Source organism: Flavobacterium keumense (assembly GCF_029866485.1).
GTDB lineage: Bacteria > Bacteroidota > Bacteroidia > Flavobacteriales > Flavobacteriaceae > Flavobacterium > Flavobacterium keumense.
The window spans coordinates 953,330-973,641 of record NZ_CP092332.1 but is presented as its reverse complement, the minus strand read 5'-3'; the positions used below and the strand labels follow the sequence as shown (position 1 = coordinate 973,641).

Genomic DNA, 20,312 nt, shown 5'->3' with positions numbered 1-20,312 from the left:
TGCTTTTTGTTTAATTTGTTGACAAAAGTACAATAAACCAAACTATTTAATCCTATTTTTTACCTACTTTTACGTTAAATTTTGTTAAAAATATTTAAAATCCCCATGAAAAAAAACGTTTTCGCCCCTATTTTTAATCTAAAAGTAATTGTAACTATTGGATTTATTTTTCTTTTTTCATTTTCGAATTCGCAAACGATTGCGAAAACCAACCAAAATGATTTCTGGAAACACGTACAATTTGGTGGCGGATTTGGATTGAATTTTGGTACAGGCTACACCGAAATTACTTTAGCACCCAGTGCCATTTATCCCGTAAATGATTATGTGAGTTTAGGCGCTGGACTATTAGGTAGTTTTACCAATTCCAAAAATTACTACACCACAGGAGTTTATGGCGTGAGCGCCATCAGTTTATTCAATCCGATAGAAAAAATACAACTTTCTTTAGAGGTTGAACAAGCAAGAGTCAATACTCAGTTTCAAATGATTCCGAATCCTGTAACCAAAAACTATTGGAACACAGGATTGTATGTTGGTGCTGGTTATCGCAATGGAAATGTTACCCTTGGAGCGCGCTACAATTTATTGTTTGATAAAAATAAAAGTATTTACAGCGATGCTTTGATGCCTTTTGTTCGATTGTATTTTTAATTAGAAATTAGTAATATTTATTTCTAAACCAAACTTTCATCCATTCACGTTTCAAAACTAAAAACGTCACTTGTTTTGATAATTCTAAAATATCCGAACCATCTAAACTTTTAATCTGTTCTTCTGGAACATCAACTATATAAAGCAGGTTCAAATATTCGGCAAATTTATATTGAATCAAGCGGTAGATTTTTTCATGCAAAGCTACTTTCAACTCTTCTGGCTGAATGTCTAAGGCCAAATCGATTGCTTCATTGGCAAAGTTGAAGTCTTTACTAATTTGCTCGATTAATTTTAGATACAAGTTTTCTTTTTCCGCTTCAGAAAGTAACTCATCCGTATTAATAGGCGCTGTATATAGGCTACTACTAGACATTTCGATTCATTAGCTTCTCTCCAAAAGCTTTTAAAAGTTCTTTTTTATCCGAGCTAATATTCATTTTATCCAAAGTGGCAAACGCTTTTAAAGTATAGTCCTGAATAGCTTGTTGTGTAGCTTTAGAGGCGCCTGTTGTGTTAAAAATAGTTTTAACTGCTTCTATCTTACTCGTATTGTCTTCTAGAGATACAGAAAATAACTGCACCAATTGGTTTTTTTCTTCGCTTGACGCAAATTCAATGGCTTTAAGGTACAAATAGGTTTTTTTATTCTCAATAATATCGCCTCCGACTTGTTTGCCAAAAGTGGCTGGGTCACCAAAAGCGTCCAAATAATCGTCTTGTAATTGGAACGCTAAACCTAAATTCAAACCAAAATCATAAATCAAATCGCCATTTTCAGCAGAAGTTTGAGCAACAATAGCTCCCATTTTCAAAGCTGCTGCAACTAAAACAGCCGTTTTGTATTCAATCATTTTCAAATATTCGAGTATAGTTACATCAGACCGCGTTTCAAAATCCACATCCCATTGTTGACCTTCGCAAACTTCTAACGCTGTCTTGCTAAACAACTTCGCCAAATCCCTAAAAATGACTGGTTTGTAGTGTTCAAAATATTGGTAAGCCAAAATCAACATGGCATCTCCCGAAAGGATTCCCGTATTGATATTCCATTTTTCGTGTACCGTAACATTACCTCTTCGCAAAGGTGCGTCGTCCATAATATCATCGTGAATTAACGAGAAATTATGAAAAACTTCTACTGCTAAGGCTGCTGGAAGTGCTTTTGTATATTCGGAATCAAAAATTTCGGCACTCATCAAAGTCAATACCGGACGCATTCTTTTTCCGCCCAACTCTAATATATAATGTATGGGCTCATACAAATTCTTAGGTTCTCTAACACAATGTTGCGCCTTGAGATACTCCAAAACAAATTCTTGATACTGTTGAATAGAATGCATAACTATTTAATTCCTGTTTACAAAGCTCCAAATATACAACTCCATACCGAAAATTCGATTCAAAAAACACACTGATTTTAAGATTTTTAATCTAAAATTAAAAAAATACTAAAAACATTGGAAACTTTTTTGGTATTTAAAGTTTCCATTTTATATTTGCACCACAATTTTTTATGAATGAAAGATAAAATCATATCCAAAGCAAGTAAGCTGTTTTTGAAAATTGGCTTCAAAAGTGTCACTATGGATGACATTGCTAACGAAATGTGTATCTCAAAAAAAACGATTTACAAATATTTTGCTAACAAAGAAATCTTAATAGAAAAGACCACAGAAGCAGGTTTGAAGGAAATAGACAAAATTATTGATGAAATAATTTCGAAAAATTTCAATGCAATCGAAGAAAACTTTGAAATTATGAAGATGTTCAAAGAGATGTTTAACTCTATTGAAACTTCGCCTTCCTTTCAACTAAAGAAACACTATCCTGAAATTTATCAAAAATTGATTTCAGAATCTGAAAACGAATGCAATCTCATGTTCAAACAAAATATTCAGAAAGGAATTGAACAAGGCTTATATCGCAAAGACATTAATGTTAATCATTACGCAATATTTTATCAAGTGCTTATTAATTATATTAACGAAAATATTTGCTCAGAAAAAGAATCTAAAATTTACGAATTAAATGCTCTAGAATACCACATTAGAGCCATGGCAACTCAAAAAGGTATTGTTGAACTCGAAAAAAATTTAAAAACCCACATTCTACACTAATGAAAAAAACACTATTAATCGTACTACTAGCTTTTACCACTAGTATCAACGCACAACAAAAAAGCACCATACCATCCTATTCGTATTCCTTAAACGAAGCAATCGAATATGCATTGACACACAATTACAGCGCAATCAATGCATCTAGAGATATTGATGCTGCAAAAAAGAAAAAATGGGAAACTACCACCATTGGATTACCACAAATTAACGCAGCAGTGGGTTACCAAAATAATATTAAACTACAACGTTCTTTGATTCCTGCTGAATTTTTTGGAGGACAACCTGGAGAATTCGCTGAAGTGGCTTTTGGAACCAAACAAAACATGGCTGCAAGTACCTCATTAAGCCAACTTATTTTCAACGGCTCTTATTTAGTAGGATTACAGTCGGCTAAAGTGTATTTGCAAATTTCTGAAAATGCCAAAATCAAAACCAATCAAGAAATTCGCGAAATGGTAATCAATGCTTACGGAAATGTTTTATTAGCTGATGAAAGCATCATCATTTTAGAAAAAAATAAAACTAACTTGGAAAAAACCTTGAACGAAACCACCCAGATTTTTAAGAATGGCTTGATTGAAGAAGAGAATGTCGAACAATTACAAATTACATTATCAACCATTAAGAGTGCACAAGAAAATGTAAAACGCCAAAAAACTATTGCTACTAATATGCTGAAATTAGTTTTAGGTATCGAGATGGAAAACGATTTAATATTGACAGACAGGCTAACTACATTAGCACAAAACAATATTAAACTTAGTTTGACGCAAGAGCCATTTCTGGTAGAAAACACTATTGATTATAAAATCCAAGAGAATGTAGTTCAAAGCAAAAAACTATTAGTGCTTTTAGAAAAAAGTAATGCACTACCTAGTTTGGCCGCTTCTTATAATTTAGGATACAATGCTTTTGGTAACCAATTTCAATTTTTCAATGCCAATCAACGTTGGTTAAACTACTCTAATATAGGCGTAAGTTTAAACATCCCTATTTTTAGTAGTCTTGGTAGAAGTGCCAAAACACAACAAGCTAAAATTGCCTTGGAGCAATCTAAAACACAAATGCTACAAGTAGAACAAAGCCTTAAATTACAATTTGAAAAAGCAAAAAGTGATTACGAATACAGCTTGGAACAACTAAATACTACCAAAAGTAGTTTGACACTGGCAGAACGTATTGAAAACAAACAACAAATCAAATTAAAAGAAGGATTGTCTTCGAGTTTTGATTTGAGCGAAGCACAACGCCAATTATACACAGCGCAACAAAATTATTTACAAGCCATGCTGGACGTAATCAATAAAAAAGCAGCATTAGAAAAAATTACAACTAAAAACTAATCTTGACAACAAATATGAAATCTAATAGAACACCTATGACTACAAAAATATTCCCTCTACTTCTTGCGGCTACACTAACTGTTTCTTGCGGAGAAAAAGACAACAACCAAACAGTTGACCAATTGATCGCTGCCAAAAACAATAAAGAATTACAAGCAAGAAAAGCAGCAATTCAAGCTGACTTAGCAAAAATTGATGCGGCACTAGCTACTTTAAATGTAAAAAAAGAAGAAGCATTAGTATCGGTTATGTCGCTAAAAGATACTGTGTTTAACCATTATTTAGACATCCAAGGAAGTGTAGAAACTAAAGAAAATATTTTAATCCAACCCGAAATACCTGGTACACTCATCGCATTGAATGTCAAAGCAGGACAACACGTAAGCAAAGGTCAAATTTTAGCACGTGTTGACGATGGTGGTTCAAGCCAACAAGTAGCGAGTTTAGAAACACAATACCAACTGGCTAAAACAACTTATGAAAGACAAAAAAACCTCTGGAATCAAAAAATCGGATCTGAAATTCAATATTTACAAGCACAAACACAAATGTTGAGCTTACAACGTTCTGTAGCACAAGCCAAAGCAATGTTAGCCAAAACCGTTATTCGCGCGCCGTTCTCTGGAACAATTGATGAAGTATTTGTTGAAAAAGGTCAAGTTGTTTCGGCAAACCCTCAAGGTTTGATGCGAATTGTGAATTTAAATAATATGTATGTTTCTACTTCGATTCCAGAAAGCTACATTGGTAAACTAAAAGTAGGTACTCAAGTAGATGTTTTTTTAACCTCATTAAATAAAAATTACAAAGGTAAAGTACGCCAAGTGGGTAATTTTATTAACCCTAACAACAGAAGTTTCGGTATCGAAGTAAGCATTCCAAATCCAGAAAATCTTTTGCGTCCTAACCAAGTAGCAAAATTAAAAGTGATTGATTACACAGCTAAAAATGCTATTGTAGTTCCAACCAATGTTATTCAAGAAGACGGAGAAGGAAACAAATTTGTCTTTGTTGCCATTAATAGTAATGGAAAAACAGCAACCGCAAAAAAAGTGTTAGTATCCACCGGAAAATCATCTGATAATGTAACAGAAATCCTAACCGGTTTATCAGCTAATGACATCATTGTAACCGAAGGAGTAAACTCCATTTCTGAAGGAATGAAATTGAACTTTTAAAGCCCCCTAACCCCCAAAAGGGGAATTAGCAACTTTGTAAACAAAATAAAAAGGCAGAAAAACTATTTTATTATTAACATAAATTCCTATTGACCCCTAATAGGAATTCCCCCCTTTGGGGGATAGGGGGCTACTATGTCACATCAAAATAAAGAATTCGGCATTTCAAGTTGGGCAGTAGATAATCGTGTTACGGTCTATATCTTAACTTTTATCATTGTCATCATGGGTTTGACCGCATATATTAATATGCCTAGAGAGGATTTCCCTGAAATTATTGAAAACAAAATATACATCTCATCTGTATTCCCAGGGAACTCAGCCGAAGATGTTGAAAAACTGGTTATCAAACCTTTAGAGAAACAAATCAAAAACATCAGCGGTGTTGATAAAGTAACTTCGAGTTCGTTTCAAGATTACGGAATGATTATCGCTGAATTCTCTGACGATGTTACGGTAGAACAAGCCAAACAAAAAATCAAAGACAAGGTGGACAACGCCAAAGCCGACACCGATTGGCCTAACATGGACAACGGAAGCAAGGTAGAACCAAATGTTTTTGAATTGAACATTTCAGAAGAAGTGCCCATTTTGAACATCAATTTGCAAGGAAATTATACTACCCAACAATTGAAAAAATACGGGGAGTTATTGCAAGACGATATCGAAGAAATTTCGGAAATCAAAAAGGTGGATATCCTTGGTGTGGATGACAAAGAAGTTGAAATCGCCGTAGATATTTTTAAAATGACGGCGGCACAGGTGACTTTTGACGAAATCCAAAATGCCGTGAAATATGAAAACATGACACTTTCGGGTGGAAATTTAATTTCGCAAGGTTCTCGCAATAACATCCGAATTGTGGGAGAATTCAAAGAACCTAAAGAATTAGAAAACATCATCGTGAAATCTTTTGGAGGCCCAGTGTATCTAAAAGACATTGCGACTATTCGTTTCAAAGAAAAAGAAAAAACAACCTACGCTCGTGAAAAAGGAACTGAAGTAGTAATGTTGAATGTTAAAAAACGTTCCAATCAAAACATGATTTCGGCGATTGAGCAGGTAAAAGAAAGAGTAAAAAGAGCACAAGAAACTTATTTGCCAAAAAACCTAAAAGTAGAATTAACAAGTGATCAATCCTCACGAGTGGAACATCAGGTTGACGAATTGTCCAACCACATTATCTTCGGAATCATTTTGGTAATGATTGTATTGATGTTTACTATGGGATTGCGCAACTCTTTATTTGTGGGAGCCGCCATTCCATTATCGATGATGATTGCTTTTGCTATCTTGTCTATGTTTGGATTAACCCTAAACACTATGGTGTTATTTGGATTGGTAATGGGATTAGGAATGCTAGTAGATGACGGTATTGTGGTAGTGGATAATGTGTATGCCAATATGCAAAAAGGAATGAGCCGAATTCAGGCTTCAAAAGTGGGAATTGGAGAAATTGCTTGGCCGGTAATTTCGTCGACTGCTACAACTTTGATGGCATTTTTACCATTTGCCCTTTGGCCAGGAACCATGGGTAAATTCATGAAATATTTCCCTATTACTTTGACAGTAACTTTAACAGGATCTTTATTCGTAGCCATGGTAATCAACGCCGCTATGACAGGAGGTTCTATGGCATTAGAAGATAAAAACATCAAGAAAAAAAGCTTGCGTTTCTACACTATATTATTCCTTGCGTTAGGAATTTTATTAGCCATTCCTGGCTACCTAAACGACAGTAAATTATTAAGAGGTGTTGGTCATTTATTGCTAATTTCTGTCGGATTAATGTGGCTGTATTATTGGAAAGTATTTCAATGGACACAAGATTTTCAACATAGTTTTTTCCCTAGAATGGAGGAAAAATACAAATTGTTCTTGGCTAAAATTTTGACGGGTAAAAATGCTTGGAAAGCCTTAGGAGGTATCATCGCATTACTATTCTTATCTTTTATCCTTTTGGGAATTTTTCCAAGAAAAGTATTGTTCTTCCCAGATAATATTCCAAACCAAGCCATTGCTTATATTGAATATCCTCAAGGAACTTCTATTGAAAAGACGAACAAAGCCACTTTATTTGTTGAAAAACAAATTATCAAAATTTTAGAGAAATATGTGGATCCAAAAACCAACAAAAACTATATGGCGGAATCTATCATTTCGCAAGTGGGTGTGGGTGCTGGAAATCCAAATGTGGATGCAGGTTCAGCTTCTGAAACTCCTTTTAAAGGTAAAGTGACCGTAAGTTTCTCTGAATTCAAATTTAGAAAAGGCGTAAATACTTCGGATATTTTAGAAGAAATTAGAAGTAAAGTGACCGGAATTGCTGGTGCTACCGTTACTGTTGAAAAAGATGCCAACGGACCACCTGCGGGTTACCCAATTAGTATCCAATTAACAGGAGCCGATTACGATCAAATGTTGAAAGAAGCCGATAGAATGATTGCCTTTATCGATTCTAAAAACATTCCGGGTATAGAGAAATTAAGTATCGATATCAATAAAGAAAGTCCAGAATTAGAAGTAAAAGTAGACCGTGCCAATGCAGGAAGTATGGGAATTTCGACAGGACAATTAGGTTTCAATCTACGTCGTTCGGTTTACGGACAAGAAATTTCAACTTACAAAGAAGGCGATGACGATTACAATATTGTAATGCGTATGCAGGACGACCAACGTAAAAATGAAAATATTCTTTTCAACCAATCGTTAACGTTCCGTAATCAAAACAACGGTCAGATTATGCAAGTCCCAATTTCTGCGATTTCAAAAACAGAAAAAACGACGACTTACAATCAGATTAAGAGAAAAAACCACAAACGAATTATGACCATTTATTCGAATGTGTTAACTGGATATAATGGAGACGAAATCACAAAACAAATCAAGGAGGAACTAAAAAGTTATGGCCTTCCTAAAAGTGTGAGTTATTCATTCTCAGGAGTACAAGAAGAACAAGGTAAAAACCAAAGTTTCTTGATGTATGCGTTATTTTTAGCTTTGGCTGGAATTACCATCATCATTGTATTGCAATTTAACTCGGTTTCTAAAACCATGGTGATTATGTTTACCGTATTGTTGAGTTTTAGTGGTGTCTTCTATGGTTATGTGATCGCCAATATGGATTTTGTTATCCTGATGACCATGATGGGAATCATCTCGCTGGCGGGAGTTGTGGTGAAAAACGGAATTGTATTAATGGACTTCTTTGTCTTATTATTGGACAAAAAAGTAGCCGATAAAAAACTAGAAAGCCACGACGATTTATCATTAGAAGAAATAAAAGAAGTAATTATCGAATCGGGTAAATCAAGATTACGTCCCGTATTATTGACTGCCTTAACAGCCATCTTAGGATTGATTCCTTTGGCTATCGGATTGAACTTTGACTTCTTTACCTTGGTAACCGATTTCAACCCACATTTCTTCATGGGAGGAGATAATGTAATGTTCTGGGGGCCTTTGGCTTGGACCATTATTTTCGGATTGACCTATGCCACCGTATTAACTTTGGTGATGGTACCGGTAATGTTCTTCCTTGTAAAAAGAACTAAATACTGGTTGCGTGACCGAAGAAACAAAAGAAATCAAGATGCAATAGCGGAATAAAATTGGTTTTAAATAAAGTGAATTAAGAGCCTGCAAAGTAAAATTTGCAGGTTTTTTTATTCTTATAATTTTATCCTGCATTTATTCATAATTAGTCCTAAATTTGCACACAAATATTTTTAATCATGTACAGAAGTCATCACTGTGGCGAATTGAACGCCTCACATATCAATACAGAAGTTACACTAGCGGGTTGGGTTCAAAAATCACGCGATAAAGGATTTATGAACTGGGTTGATTTGCGTGACCGTTACGGCATTACGCAATTGATTTTTGACGAAAGTCGCACTGAAAAATCGGTTTTTGAATTGGCCAAAACCCTTGGACGCGAATATGTAATTCAAGTAAAAGGAACTGTTATTGAGCGTGAGTCTAAAAACACAGCTATTCCTACTGGAGAAATTGAGATTTTGGTTTCAGAAATGACCATCTTAAATGCTGCCTTGACTCCTCCTTTCACGATTGAAGATGAAACCGATGGTGGTGAAGACATCCGAATGAAATACCGTTACCTAGATATTCGTAGAAATCCAGTAAAAAACAGTTTGCTTTTCCGTCACAAAGTGGCGATGGAAGTACGTAAATACCTTTCGGACTTGGATTTTTGCGAAGTAGAAACGCCTTATTTAATCAAATCAACTCCAGAAGGAGCACGTGATTTTGTGGTGCCTTCACGAATGAACGAAGGGCAGTTTTATGCCTTACCACAATCACCACAAACCTTCAAACAATTATTGATGGTGGGCGGAATGGACAAGTATTTCCAAATTGTAAAATGTTTCCGTGACGAAGATTTACGTGCCGACAGACAGCCTGAGTTTACTCAAATTGACTGCGAAATGGCTTTTGTAGAACAAGAAGACATTTTGAATATTTTTGAAGGACTTACACGTCATTTATTAAAAGAAATAAAAGGAGTTGAAGTAGCTAAATTTCCAAGAATTACTTACGATTATGCTATGAAAACGTACGGAAATGACAAACCAGACATTCGTTTCGGAATGGAATTTGGCGAGTTAAATGCCGTAGCACAACATAAAGAGTTTCCTGTTTTCAACGCTGCTGAATTAGTAGTGGGAATTGCAGTTCCAGGAGCTGGAAATTACACTCGAAAAGAGATTGATGCCTTAATTGATTGGGTAAAACGTCCACAAGTAGGTGCTTCAGGAATGGTATACGTCAAATGCAACGAAGATGGAACTTACAAATCATCTGTAGATAAATTTTACGATCAAGATGATTTAGCACAATGGGCGAAAGCAACACAAGCACAAGCAGGCGATATGATTTTTGTATTATCAGGTCCAGCTAACAAAACTAGAGCACAACTTTCGGCTTTACGAATGGAATTAGCTACCCGTTTAGGATTGAGAAAACCAAACGAATTTGCACCATTATGGGTAGTCGATTTCCCATTATTAGAATTTGACGAGGAAAGCGGCCGTTACCATGCCATGCACCATCCATTCACCTCCCCTAAACCAGAAGACATTAGCTTATTAGAAACAAATCCAGGAAAAGTGCGTGCCAATGCTTATGATATGGTGTTGAACGGAAACGAAATTGGAGGAGGTTCTATTCGTATTCATGATAAAGCGACACAAGAATTGATGTTCAAATACTTAGGGTTTACTCCTGAAGAGGCCAAAGCACAATTTGGCTTCTTGATGGATGCCTTCCAATTTGGCGCACCACCTCACGGAGGTTTGGCTTTTGGATTGGACCGATTAGTCGCTATTTTAGGAGGTCAAGAAACCATTCGTGATTTTATTGCCTTCCCAAAAAACAATTCGGGACGAGATGTGATGATTGATGCGCCTTCAACTATTGACGAAGCACAATTAAAAGAATTGCATATTCAATTGAATATAAAAGTGTAGCTGAACGAGTATTTTGGTCAGAAAACGTTGAAAATCAATATTTTTAGAAAATAAAAACCGAAGAACGCATTTCGTATTGTATTAAACGTTACATTTGTCTTATTATAAATTATTATTACTATTACAATGCGTACAGGTACAGTTAAATTTTTTAATGAATCTAAAGGTTATGGATTCATTACGGACGAAGAAACAGGAAAAGACATCTTCGTTCATGCATCAGGAATCACAGCGGAAGAATTACGCGAAGGTGACAGAGTGAGCTACGAAGAAGAAGAAGGAAGAAAAGGAAAAGTAGCTGCACAAGTAGCTGTTATCTAAGCTGAAAAATATTTTTTTTTAGCCTGAGAATGGGTCAAAACGCCTCGATTTACATCGAGGCGTTTTTTTGTTTAGTATATTTTACAACAACTTAAACACAAGTAATAATCCTTTGTTATTTATAATGAATAAAAATAAGCTATTTTTTAGATTTACAGTACAAATAATATCCTATTTGTGCTTGTGTTTTAATAACTTGAAAGTTATCTTTGTGGCTAAAATTCAATAAAAAATACCCAATCATTATGCAATCAGAACAATTGAATTATATTCCTATTTTCATGCAACTGCTTTTAGCAGTTGGTTTTGTGGCAGGCACCATATTTATTTCAGGAAAATTAGGTCCAAAAAGGAACTCCCAATCGAAAGATAAAAACTTCGAGTGTGGTATTGAATCTGTGGGAAATGCACGTATTCCTTTCTCGGTAAAATATTTCTTAGTAGCCATTCTTTTCGTTCTGTTTGATGTAGAAGTGATTTTCTTGTATCCTTGGGCTATTAATTTCAAGGATTTAGGAATGGAAGGCATGATTAAAATGGTTGTTTTTATGCTTTTGTTGTTAGTAGGCTTTTTCTACATCATCAAGAAAAAAGCATTGGATTGGGAATAATACAATCAAAGTTATAAATTCAAAAAATTACGAATTCAAAATGAGTGATTCAAAAACAAAAATGGTAGCGCCACCAGAAGGAGTTGTAGGAGAAGGTTATTTTGCCACAACACTTAATGAAGTTGTAGGTTTGGCTCGTGCCAATTCACTTTGGCCTTTGCCTTTTGCAACTTCTTGTTGCGGAATTGAATTTATGGCCACTATGGCTTCACATTATGATTTAGCCCGTTTTGGCTCTGAACGTGTGAGTTTCTCTCCTCGTCAAGCCGATATGTTGATGGTAATGGGAACTATTTCTAAAAAAATGGCTCCGATTTTACGTCAGGTATACGAACAAATGTCAGAACCTCGTTGGGTAATCGCTGTAGGTGCTTGTGCTTCTTCAGGAGGTGTTTTTGACACCTACTCTGTTTTACAAGGAATTGACAAAGTAATTCCAGTAGACGTCTATGTGCCAGGATGTCCTCCAAGACCAGAACAAATTGTAGATGGCGTGATGAAATTACAAGAAATCGTTAAAAACGAATCGGTTAGAAGAAGAAGTTCTCCTGAGTACCAAGAATTATTAGCTTCTTATAATATCAAATAACAAGATGGCTTTAGAAACAAACGAAATACAAGAAAAATTAGTAGCCACTTTTGGTTCAGACGTTTTTCAATTCAATCAAGAAAAAGATATTTTTTCATTTGAAGTAGCCGCTGATAAGATCACAGCCGTTATCCTTTTCTTAAAAAACGATCCTGTTTTACGTTTTCACTTTTTGACAGATTTATGCGGCGTTCATTACCCAGATAACGAAGAAACAAGACAGTTTGCAGTGGTATATCATTTGCACAATTGGTACGAAAACAAACGAATTAAAATCAAAGCGTTCATTAGCGGGAACAATCCTGAAATCAAAACCGTATCGAATATTTTCTTAAGTTCAAACTGGATGGAAAGAGAGGCCTACGATTTTTTCGGTATCAATTTCATTGGCCACCCACAGTTGAAACGTATTTTAAATATGGATGAGATGGTTTCTTTTCCAATGCGAAAAGAATTCCCAATGGAAGACAGCGGAAGAACAGATAAAGACGATCGTTTCTTCGGAAGAACAACAGCAAATTGCTAAAACAACAATATATAATTTTTCACATTCATTAAATGTCAGAACTATTATTACCACCAGAGCATCGCTATGCTAAAATAATCAAAGAGCGCCATAATGAAGACGGAAGCGAGCTTTCTATTCTGAACTTAGGGCCAACTCACCCAGCAACACACGGTATTTTCCAAAATATCTTGTTGATGGATGGAGAAAAAATCTTGGAAGCGGAACCTACTATTGGTTACATCCATAGAGCATTTGAAAAAATCGCAGAAAACCGTCCGTTTTACCAAATTACACCACTTACTGATAGAATGAACTATTGCTCCTCTCCTATTAATAACATAGGATGGTGGATGACTTTAGAAAAACTATTGGATATTGAAGTACCAAAAAGAGCGCAATATTTGCGTGTTATCGTAATGGAATTGGCTCGAATTGCAGACCACTTAATCTGTAATTCCATTCTTGGGGTAGATACTGGTGCGTATTCTGGTTTCTTGTATGTGTTCCAGTTTAGAGAGAAAATCTACGAAATCTACGAAGAGATTTGTGGTGCGCGTTTAACTACTAATATGGGAAGAATCGGTGGTTTCGAAAGAGATTGGTCGCCAGAAGCTTTCCGTAAATTAGAAGTGTTTTTAGAAGAGTTTCCTGTTGCTTGGAAAGAATTTGAAAACCTATTCGAAAGAAATAGAATTTTTATTGACAGAACCGTAAATGTAGGAGCTATTTCAGCTGAACAAGCGATGGCTTACGGATTTACAGGACCTAACTTGCGTGCAGCAGGTGTAGATTATGATGTACGTGTAGCACAACCGTATAGCTCTTACGAAGATTTTGACTTTATTGTTCCGGTTGGAAAATCAGGAGACACCTACGATCGTTTTTGCGTTCGTAATGCTGAAGTATGGGAAAGTTTAAGTATCATTCGTCAAGCTTTAGACAAATTGCCTGAAGGACCATACCACGCTGATGTTCCAGAATACTATTTGCCTCCAAAAGAAGACGTATACCATAATATGGAGTCTTTAATTTACCACTTTAAAATTGTAATGGGAGAAGTTCCAGTTCCTGTAGCTGAAATCTACCATCCTGTTGAAGGTGGAAATGGAGAAGTTGGATTCTATTTAGTAACCGACGGAAGTCGTACTCCTTATAGACTACATTTCCGCAGACCTTGTTTTATTTACTACCAAGCCTATCCAGAAATGATAAAAGGTGCGATGCTTTCGGATGCCATTGTCATTTTATCAAGTTTAAATGTTATTGCCGGCGAATTAGACGCTTAAATTATGGAACGTACCTTACACAAACAAGAAATAAACATGACCGAAGCCTTGATGAATCGCATCAATGAGTTGATTAGTCATTATCCCGAAGAAAACAGAAAATCAGCTTTGATTCCTGTTTTACACGAAGTACAAGATGCACACCAAAACTGGTTAAGCATTGAATTAATGGACAAAGTTGCCGAAATCCTTCACATTAAACCTGTTGAAGTATATGAAGTGGCTACTTTTTACACCATGTTCAATTTAAAACCTATTGGAAAATATATGTTTGAGTTTTGCCAAACGTCTCCTTGTTGTTTGAATGGAGTGGAAAACTTAATGGATTACACTTGTAAAAAATTAGGTGTGAAAGTGGGCGAAACCACTCCAGACGGTCTTTTTGAAGTTCGCGGAGTAGAATGCTTAGGCGCTTGTGGGTATGCTCCAATGATGCAGTTAGGCGATTTTTACAAAGAGCATTTGACCGAACAAAAAATCAATCAAATTATTGAAGATGCTAAAGCGGGTAAAATAATCTTACACGATAAATAAGATGTCACAAAAAATATTATTAGACAAAATCAATATTCCAGGGATTAAAACCTACGAAGTATACCGTCAAAATGGTGGGTATGCCTCTGTAGAAAAAGCCTTAAAAACACTAACACCTGACGAAGTAGTAGAAGAAGTAAAAACTTCTGGGCTAAGAGGTCGTGGTGGTGCGGGTTTCCCTGCTGGAATGAAATGGAGTTTTATTGATAAAAAATCAGGAAAACCAAGACATTTAGTGTGTAATGCTGACGAATCAGAACCGGGAACTTTCAAAGATCGTTTCTTGATGGAATACATTCCGCACTTATTAATTGAAGGAATGATTACCTCAAGTTATGCCTTGGGTGCTAACCGCTCGTACATCTACATTCGTGGAGAATACATGTGGGTTTTCAAAATTTTAGAAAGAGCCATCGCCGAAGCCAAAGCTGCCGGTTGGTTGGGTAAAAATATATTAGGGACAGGTTACGACTTAGAACTTCACGTTCATTGTGGTGCTGGTGCTTACATCTGCGGTGAAGAAACCGCTTTAATTGAATCATTAGAAGGGAAACGTGGTAATCCACGTATTAAACCACCCTTCCCTGCGGTATCAGGACTTTGGGCAAACCCAACAGTGGTAAACAACGTAGAAACCATTTCAGCTGTGCCTTGGATTGTCAACAATTCGGGCGCTGATTATGCTAAAATTGGAGAAGGACGTTCGACAGGAACCAAATTAATTTCGGCTTCGGGACACATTAAAAACCCTGGAGTTTATGAGATAGAATTAGGTTTAAGTGTGTATGAATTCATGAATTCTGACGAATATTTAGGAGGAATGAGCTCTGATCGTCCTTTAAAAGCCTTTGTTCCAGGAGGAAGTTCAGTGCCAATCTTACCCGCTCATTTAATTTACAAAACCGCCAATGGCGATGACCGATTAATGACGTACGAAAGTTTATCTGACGGTGGTTTTGCAACCGGATCAATGTTGGGTTCAGGAGGATTTATTGTATATGACGATACGGCTTGTATTGTTCGTAACACTTGGAATTTCTCTCGTTTTTACCACCACGAAAGCTGTGGTCAATGTACGCCTTGTAGAGAAGGAACAGGTTGGTTAGAAAAAGTATTACACCGAATTGAAAACGGTCACGGTCGTGAAGAAGATATTGAATTGCTTTTGAGCATTCAAAGTAAAATTGAAGGAAACACGATTTGTCCTTTAGGTGATGCAGCTTCTTGGCCTGTAGCTGCTGCGATTCGCCATTTTAGAGAGGAATTTGAATACCATATTCGTTTCCCAGAAAAAATAAAACATAGAGACCATTTTGTCAATGAACCATTTGAAAAAGTGAGACATTTAGTAACAAAACAAACTGTATAAATTAGTTACAGGTTTCAAGTTTAATGTTCCAAGTTGCTTATAACTTGAAACGTAAAACCTGAAACTAAAAAACAAAAAACAAAATGAAAGTAACAATAGACGGTCAGTCAATAGAAGTAGAACCAGGAACAACGATCCTGCAAGCAGCCCGTATGATTGGTGGGGATGTAGTTCCACCAGCGATGTGCTATTATTCTAAACTAAAAGGGAGCGGTGGAAAATGCCGTTGTTGTTTAGTTGAAGTTTCAAAAGGAAGTGACGCTGATCCAAGACCGATGCCAAAATTAATGGCGTCTTGTGTAACAGGATGTATGGACGGAATGGAGGTGAATTCAAAATCTTCAGAGCGAGTTGCTGAAGCTAGAAAATCCGTTACCGAATTCTTACTAATCAACCATCCTTTGGATTGCCCAGTTTGTGACCAAGCTGGAGAGTGTGACTTACAAAACTTAAGTTTTGAACACGGAAAATCAGAAAGTCGCTATATAGAGGAGAAAAGAACTTTCGAGCCTGAAGACATTGGTCCCTATATTCAATTACACATGAATCGTTGTATTTTATGTCAACGTTGTGTTCAAGTGGCTGATCAATTGACAGACAATAGAGTACACGGAGTAATGGATCGTGGTGATCACGCTAATATTTCGACTTGTATCTCTAAAGCGATTGACAATGAATTCTCTGGAAATATGATTGATGTATGTCCGGTAGGTGCTTTGACTGACAAAACGTTCCGATTCAAATCAAGAGTTTGGTTCAGTAAACCATACAACGCGCACAGAGATTGTGATAAATGTTGTGGAAAAACAACCGTTTGGATGTTTGGAGACGAGATTCAAAGAGTAACTGGAAGAAAAGACGAATACCATGAAGTGGAAGAATTCATTTGTAACGGATGTCGTTTTGACCATAAAGATGTAAATGATTGGACTATCGAAGGCCCAAGAGCTTTTGAAAAAGATTCGGTTATCAATCAAAACAAATACAACCACAAATTAGAAAAAGTGGTAATCAATACCGAAGAAACTATTCTGTTAGGTAGAGAAGAAGACCGTAAAAAAATCAGTATGGCTGAAATTCCATTGGACACTAACAACAAAAAATCGTAAGCAATGGATAGTACCTTTATTATAGAAAAAAGTGTTGTTATTGTAGTGGTTTTTGCTGTAACCATGATTATGGCGATGTACTCTACTTGGGCAGAACGTAAAGTAGCTGCCTTTTTACAAGACCGTGTAGGACCTAACCGAGCGGGTTTTGGAGGTTTACTTCAACCTCTTGCGGATGGTTTAAAATTATTCTCAAAAGAAGAATTTGAGCCGAATACTCCTAACCGTTTTTTATTCTTCGTAGGACCAGCCATTGCTATGAGCACGGCATTAATGACTAGTGCTGTCATTCCTTGGGGTGATAAATTACACTTGTTTGGCAAAGATATTTTACTGCAAGCGACCGACTTAAATATTGGTTTGTTGTACTTCTTCGGAGTTGTTTCTGTTGGAGTGTATGGCATCATGATTGGAGGTTGGGCATCGAATAATAAGTTCTCTTTGATGGGAGCAGTTCGTGCTGCTTCGCAAATGGTGTCGTATGAAGTCGCTATGGGATTATCGATGATTGCTTTATTAATGATGACTGGAAGTTTGAGCTTACGCGAAATTTCGGCACAACAAGAAGGAATGAACTGGAATGTTTTTTACCAACCTGTTTCGTTTTTAATCTTCTTGATTTGTGCTTTTGCAGAAACCAACCGTACTCCTTTTGACTTAGCCGAATGTGAAAGTGAATTAATTGGAGGATACCACACCGAATATTCTTCGATGAAAATGGGATTCTATCTGTTTGCTGAATATGCTAATATGTTCATTTCTTCTACCATTTTAGCCATTTTATTCTTTGGAGGATACAACTATCCTGGAATGAGTTGGGTACTAGAAAATGCAGGAGTAAATATTGCAAACCTAATAGGAATTGGCGTATTATTCATCAAAATATGTGGATTTATCTTTTTCTATATGTGGGTTCGTTGGACCATTCCAAGATTTAGATACGATCAATTGATGCATTTGGGATGGAGAATATTAATTCCGCTTGCAATCGTGAATATTATGATTACAGGAATTGTAATTTTAAGAGCGGATATCGCTGCTTATTTTGGGTTTTAAAAAAATGGAAGTCTTGAGGAGCCAAATTGACATCTCAAGTAAGGATGAAAATAATTTAAATATTTAAATTTTGAAGTCATAATTTGTGACCTCATTATAAGATAGGGTAAAATGAGTACAGAGTTAGTAATTACAGAAGAATTTATAATGAGTAAGATATTACTTATTAGAGATCAAAAAGTAATGATTGATTCTGATTTAGCCGCTCTTTATGGAGTAACAACAAAGCGACTCAATGAACAAGTTAAAAGGAACATAAAACGTTTTCCTAATAATTTCATGTTCCAATTGACTGCAATTGAAAAAGAGCAGGTGGTCGCAAATTGCGACCACCTCAATAAATTAAAATATTCATCAACATTGCCTTATGTCTTTACTGAACACGGAACAATGATGTTGGGGAATGTGTTAAATTCAGATCGTGCAATTGAATTTAGTATAAAAATAGTAGAAGCTTTTGTTAAAATGAGAGAATTTCTATCCCACAATTTAAGTGTTAAATTAGAAATTGAAAATATAAAAAAGAAGATTCTCAACCACGACAAAAACATAGAATTGGTTTTTTCGTATTTGGATGAATTGATGGAAAAACAAGAAAATAAAGTAGAACGAACAAAAATAGGTTATAAAAAATAAAGAAACGAATATCCTAGCCCTGATAGTAGCGGCATCCTTTTATACTAAGACGGAGCTTGTCGGAGGCTTATTATAAAAGATAGAGCGGATAGCAGGATTAGCTTCAAAAAAATAAAAAAATAAAAAATGTCAATAGAAACAATATCCTTATCGGGAAGAAAAAAAGTGGTCTCTAACAAAGAGATGACTTTTTTGGAAAGACTGTATCTTATCGCAATTATTAAAGGATTGTTCATTACAATCAAACACTTTTTTAAGAAAAAAGCAACAATTCATTATCCAGAGCAAGTGCGTGAGATGAGTCCAGTGTACCGTGGTCGTCACATGCTAAAACGCGACGAACAGGGTCGTGAAAATTGTACCGCTTGTGGACTATGTGCTTTGTCTTGTCCAGCGGAAGCCATCACAATGAAAGCAGCAGAACGTAGACCCGACGAAAAACATTTGTACAGAGAAGAAAAATATGCTGAAATCTACGAAATCAACATGTTGCGTTGTATTTTCTGTGGTTTATGCGAAGAAGCTTGTCCAAAGGATGCTATTTATTTGACTATTTCTAAAGAATTAGTTCCCGCTAATTACGACAGAGAAAATTTCATTTTTGGAAAAGAACAATTGGTCATGCCTTTAGAAATGGCGATTCAAAATGCTCAACTTAAAAACGCGAACTAATGTCTATATTACTTATCCTTTTTTGCGTATTAGCCGCAATCACATTATCAACCGCATTTTTAACCGTTTTTAGTCGAAACCCAATTCACAGTGCTATTTACTTGGTGATTTGTTTCTTCTCGGTTGCGGGACATTATTTATTGTTGAATGCACAGTTTTTAGCTATTGTACACATCATTGTCTATTCTGGAGCTATTATGATTTTGTTCTTGTTTACGATTATGTTAATGAACTTGAATAAAGAAAATGAAGTACACAAACCAAGAATTACTCGTTTAGGAGCTATTGTTTCTTTCTGTTTGGTATGCTTGATTTTGATTGCGATTTTCATCAATTCAAAACCAATTGCAGGAGAATACATTGCTACTGGGGAAGATTACCAATCGATTAACGTCTTGGGTAAAATACTATTGAACGAATATATGGTTCCTTTTGAATTTGCTTCTATCTTATTGTTAGTTGCTATGATTGGTACCGTTCTATTGTCTAAGAAAGAAAAACTAGAGAAATAAAATGAATAATATTTTAAATCAAATTGGTATAGAAAACTATATCTTCCTGAGTGTTATCCTTTTTTGCATTGGAATATTCGGAGTACTGTACAGACGCAATGCCATTATCGTTTTTATGTCCATCGAAATTATGTTGAATGCCGTAAACTTATTGTTTGTTGCTTTTTCAACCTACCATCAAGATGCTCAAGGACAAGTTTTCGTGTTTTTCTCCATGGCTGTAGCTGCTGCAGAAGTTGCTGTTGGATTGGCCATTTTAGTATCGATATTTAAAAATTCAGGTTCGATTAGTATCGATACCCTAAAAAACTTAAAAGGATAA

The 20,312-nt window shown here is 35.8% G+C and carries 21 protein-coding genes; 19 read left to right on the top strand and 2 right to left on the bottom strand.

The window, feature by feature from the left end:
• Nucleotides 1–105: 105 nt before the first annotated feature.
• Complete coding sequence (locus tag MG292_RS04180) at nucleotides 106–654, top strand: hypothetical protein (RefSeq protein ID WP_264533960.1); 549 nt, start codon at nucleotides 106–108, stop codon at nucleotides 652–654.
• A 7-nt stretch (nucleotides 655–661) separates the two neighbouring features.
• On the opposite strand, the gene MG292_RS04175 is transcribed toward MG292_RS04180, so the two are convergent.
• Complete coding sequence (locus tag MG292_RS04175) at nucleotides 662–1,030, bottom strand: hypothetical protein (protein WP_264533961.1); 369 nt, start codon at nucleotides 1,028–1,030, stop codon at nucleotides 662–664.
• Complete coding sequence (locus MG292_RS04170) at nucleotides 1,023–1,997, bottom strand: polyprenyl synthetase family protein (RefSeq protein WP_264533962.1); 975 nt, start codon at nucleotides 1,995–1,997, stop codon at nucleotides 1,023–1,025. Before MG292_RS04170 ends, MG292_RS04175 begins: the two co-directional genes overlap by 8 nt.
• Nucleotides 1,998–2,174: 177 nt before the next feature.
• Here MG292_RS04170 and MG292_RS04165 point away from each other — a divergent pair, with 177 nt between their 5' ends.
• From MG292_RS04165 to nuoK, 18 genes are all read left to right on the top strand, one after another.
• A complete protein-coding gene (locus tag MG292_RS04165; protein WP_264533963.1) occupies nucleotides 2,175–2,774 on the top strand; it encodes a TetR/AcrR family transcriptional regulator in 600 nt (199 codons plus the stop codon).
• Entirely contained in the window at nucleotides 2,774–4,120 is a 1,347-nt protein-coding gene (locus tag MG292_RS04160) for a TolC family protein (RefSeq protein ID WP_264533964.1), read from the top strand. Before MG292_RS04165 ends, MG292_RS04160 begins: the two co-directional genes overlap by 1 nt.
• Nucleotides 4,121–4,155: 35 nt before the next feature.
• A complete protein-coding gene (locus tag MG292_RS04155) occupies nucleotides 4,156–5,298 on the top strand; it encodes an efflux RND transporter periplasmic adaptor subunit (RefSeq protein ID WP_264533965.1) in 1,143 nt (380 codons plus the stop codon).
• A 135-nt stretch (nucleotides 5,299–5,433) separates the two neighbouring features.
• Nucleotides 5,434–8,907, top strand: a complete 3,474-nt coding sequence (locus MG292_RS04150; RefSeq protein ID WP_264533966.1) for an efflux RND transporter permease subunit — start codon at nucleotides 5,434–5,436, stop codon at nucleotides 8,905–8,907.
• A 125-nt stretch (nucleotides 8,908–9,032) separates the two neighbouring features.
• The gene (gene aspS, locus MG292_RS04145) at nucleotides 9,033–10,787 is read left to right on the top strand and encodes an aspartate--tRNA ligase (RefSeq protein ID WP_264533967.1); all 1,755 of its coding nucleotides are present in this window, start codon (nucleotides 9,033–9,035) and stop codon (nucleotides 10,785–10,787) included.
• Between the two features lie 126 nt (nucleotides 10,788–10,913).
• On the top strand, nucleotides 10,914–11,108 hold the full coding sequence (locus tag MG292_RS04140; protein WP_220763283.1) for a cold-shock protein: 195 nt from the start codon (nucleotides 10,914–10,916) through the stop codon (nucleotides 11,106–11,108).
• Nucleotides 11,109–11,353: 245 nt separating this feature from the next.
• The gene (locus MG292_RS04135) at nucleotides 11,354–11,719 is read left to right on the top strand and encodes an NADH-quinone oxidoreductase subunit A (RefSeq protein ID WP_264533968.1); all 366 of its coding nucleotides are present in this window, start codon (nucleotides 11,354–11,356) and stop codon (nucleotides 11,717–11,719) included.
• A 40-nt stretch (nucleotides 11,720–11,759) separates the two neighbouring features.
• Entirely contained in the window at nucleotides 11,760–12,308 is a 549-nt protein-coding gene (locus MG292_RS04130) for an NADH-quinone oxidoreductase subunit B (protein ID WP_264533969.1), read from the top strand.
• Between the two features lie 4 nt (nucleotides 12,309–12,312).
• A complete protein-coding gene (locus tag MG292_RS04125) occupies nucleotides 12,313–12,834 on the top strand; it encodes an NADH-quinone oxidoreductase subunit C (RefSeq protein WP_264533970.1) in 522 nt (173 codons plus the stop codon).
• Nucleotides 12,835–12,866: 32 nt separating this feature from the next.
• Nucleotides 12,867–14,102: an NADH-quinone oxidoreductase subunit D gene (locus MG292_RS04120; protein WP_264533971.1), complete on the top strand. Its 1,236-nt coding sequence runs from the start codon at nucleotides 12,867–12,869 to the stop codon at nucleotides 14,100–14,102.
• Between the two features lie 3 nt (nucleotides 14,103–14,105).
• A complete protein-coding gene (locus tag MG292_RS04115) occupies nucleotides 14,106–14,636 on the top strand; it encodes a complex I 24 kDa subunit family protein (protein WP_264533972.1) in 531 nt (176 codons plus the stop codon).
• A gap of 1 nt (nucleotide 14,637) precedes the next feature.
• On the top strand, nucleotides 14,638–16,005 hold the full coding sequence (gene nuoF, locus MG292_RS04110) for an NADH-quinone oxidoreductase subunit NuoF (RefSeq protein WP_264533973.1): 1,368 nt from the start codon (nucleotides 14,638–14,640) through the stop codon (nucleotides 16,003–16,005).
• Nucleotides 16,006–16,088: 83 nt separating this feature from the next.
• Entirely contained in the window at nucleotides 16,089–17,114 is a 1,026-nt protein-coding gene (locus MG292_RS04105) for an NADH-quinone oxidoreductase subunit G (protein WP_264533974.1), read from the top strand.
• Nucleotides 17,115–17,117: 3 nt separating this feature from the next.
• Entirely contained in the window at nucleotides 17,118–18,170 is a 1,053-nt protein-coding gene (gene nuoH, locus MG292_RS04100; RefSeq protein WP_264533975.1) for an NADH-quinone oxidoreductase subunit NuoH, read from the top strand.
• A gap of 111 nt (nucleotides 18,171–18,281) precedes the next feature.
• Complete coding sequence (locus MG292_RS04095; RefSeq protein ID WP_264533976.1) at nucleotides 18,282–18,806, top strand: ORF6N domain-containing protein; 525 nt, start codon at nucleotides 18,282–18,284, stop codon at nucleotides 18,804–18,806.
• Nucleotides 18,807–18,932: 126 nt separating this feature from the next.
• Nucleotides 18,933–19,478 carry a NuoI/complex I 23 kDa subunit family protein gene (locus MG292_RS04090; RefSeq protein ID WP_264533977.1) on the top strand — a complete coding sequence of 182 codons (546 nt, stop codon included), beginning with the start codon at nucleotides 18,933–18,935 and terminating at the stop codon, nucleotides 19,476–19,478.
• Nucleotides 19,478–19,990 (top strand): NADH-quinone oxidoreductase subunit J family protein, encoded by a 513-nt coding sequence (locus MG292_RS04085; RefSeq protein WP_264533978.1) that lies wholly within the window; start codon nucleotides 19,478–19,480, stop codon nucleotides 19,988–19,990. The genes MG292_RS04090 and MG292_RS04085 overlap by 1 nt, the downstream gene beginning before the upstream one ends.
• 1 nt (nucleotide 19,991) lies before the next feature.
• Nucleotides 19,992–20,312 (top strand): NADH-quinone oxidoreductase subunit NuoK, encoded by a 321-nt coding sequence (gene nuoK / locus MG292_RS04080; RefSeq protein ID WP_229318145.1) that lies wholly within the window; start codon nucleotides 19,992–19,994, stop codon nucleotides 20,310–20,312.

Bases quoted from the DNA above. Each gene is read 5' to 3' on its own strand.
- MG292_RS04180 (WP_264533960.1), top strand. From the start codon at position 106: ATGAAAAAAAACGTTTTCGCCCCTATTTTTAATCTAAAAGTAATTGTA.
- MG292_RS04175 (WP_264533961.1), bottom strand. From the start codon at position 1,030: ATGTCTAGTAGTAGCCTATATACAGCGCCTATTAATACGGATGAGTTA.
- MG292_RS04170 (WP_264533962.1), bottom strand. From the start codon at position 1,997: ATGCATTCTATTCAACAGTATCAAGAATTTGTTTTGGAGTATCTCAAG.
- MG292_RS04165 (WP_264533963.1), top strand. From the start codon at position 2,175: ATGAAAGATAAAATCATATCCAAAGCAAGTAAGCTGTTTTTGAAAATT.
- MG292_RS04160 (WP_264533964.1), top strand. From the start codon at position 2,774: ATGAAAAAAACACTATTAATCGTACTACTAGCTTTTACCACTAGTATC.
- MG292_RS04155 (WP_264533965.1), top strand. From the start codon at position 4,156: ATGACTACAAAAATATTCCCTCTACTTCTTGCGGCTACACTAACTGTT.
- MG292_RS04150 (WP_264533966.1), top strand. From the start codon at position 5,434: ATGTCACATCAAAATAAAGAATTCGGCATTTCAAGTTGGGCAGTAGAT.
- aspS (WP_264533967.1), top strand. From the start codon at position 9,033: ATGTACAGAAGTCATCACTGTGGCGAATTGAACGCCTCACATATCAAT.
- MG292_RS04140 (WP_220763283.1), top strand. From the start codon at position 10,914: ATGCGTACAGGTACAGTTAAATTTTTTAATGAATCTAAAGGTTATGGA.
- MG292_RS04135 (WP_264533968.1), top strand. From the start codon at position 11,354: ATGCAATCAGAACAATTGAATTATATTCCTATTTTCATGCAACTGCTT.
- MG292_RS04130 (WP_264533969.1), top strand. From the start codon at position 11,760: ATGAGTGATTCAAAAACAAAAATGGTAGCGCCACCAGAAGGAGTTGTA.
- MG292_RS04125 (WP_264533970.1), top strand. From the start codon at position 12,313: ATGGCTTTAGAAACAAACGAAATACAAGAAAAATTAGTAGCCACTTTT.
- MG292_RS04120 (WP_264533971.1), top strand. From the start codon at position 12,867: ATGTCAGAACTATTATTACCACCAGAGCATCGCTATGCTAAAATAATC.
- MG292_RS04115 (WP_264533972.1), top strand. From the start codon at position 14,106: ATGGAACGTACCTTACACAAACAAGAAATAAACATGACCGAAGCCTTG.
- nuoF (WP_264533973.1), top strand. From the start codon at position 14,638: ATGTCACAAAAAATATTATTAGACAAAATCAATATTCCAGGGATTAAA.
- MG292_RS04105 (WP_264533974.1), top strand. From the start codon at position 16,089: ATGAAAGTAACAATAGACGGTCAGTCAATAGAAGTAGAACCAGGAACA.
- nuoH (WP_264533975.1), top strand. From the start codon at position 17,118: ATGGATAGTACCTTTATTATAGAAAAAAGTGTTGTTATTGTAGTGGTT.
- MG292_RS04095 (WP_264533976.1), top strand. From the start codon at position 18,282: ATGAGTACAGAGTTAGTAATTACAGAAGAATTTATAATGAGTAAGATA.
- MG292_RS04090 (WP_264533977.1), top strand. From the start codon at position 18,933: ATGTCAATAGAAACAATATCCTTATCGGGAAGAAAAAAAGTGGTCTCT.
- MG292_RS04085 (WP_264533978.1), top strand. From the start codon at position 19,478: ATGTCTATATTACTTATCCTTTTTTGCGTATTAGCCGCAATCACATTA.
- nuoK (WP_229318145.1), top strand. From the start codon at position 19,992: ATGAATAATATTTTAAATCAAATTGGTATAGAAAACTATATCTTCCTG.